General features: G+C 66.4%; 1 pseudogene. It reads right to left on the reverse strand.

Annotated features, from left to right (window positions below):
* Positions 1-518: pseudogene (locus tag ACK4TH_RS13270) on the reverse strand (transposase); the annotation flags it as partial.

Below are 518 nucleotides of genomic sequence, written 5' to 3' on the forward strand. Positions count from 1 at the left end.
GGTACAGCAACTTGGGCTTGCCGCTCATCGGCCAGTCCATTTCCACGTTCAGCCCCTCCAGCCAGGGGCGCTTGTCGCAGGCAACATGCGCAAGGCACAGGCCGACCGAGACGGCGGACGGCGCTTCCAGCGTGACCACCATGCCGAGCACGCAGCGCGTGAATACGTCGATGGCGAGGGTCAGGTACGGGCGGCCGATGGGTTGCCGGTCACGCTCGTCGACCACGATCAGGTCGATGACGGTGTGATCGATTTGCACTTGTTCCAGCGGCATCGTGACTTCGGGCGGAATGCCGCCGGCCCCTTGCAAAGGACGGGCCGCATCCGGCCCGTCCCGGCTGCGTGCAACTTTCGCCGGGTGCAGGCGGGCAATCCGCTGCGCCACCGTGTTGCGCGCCGGCACCCGCAGCTTTTGCGCTTTGCAACCCTGCGCGACCTCCCGGTGGAACGCCGCCAGGCTGCGCTTCTGCTTGGTCAGAAAGCGCATTTGCAGCAGCTCGCGGATGATGCGTTCGACC

The organism is Tepidimonas sp., assembly GCF_046292505.1.
Classification (GTDB): domain Bacteria; phylum Pseudomonadota; class Gammaproteobacteria; order Burkholderiales; family Burkholderiaceae_C; genus Tepidimonas.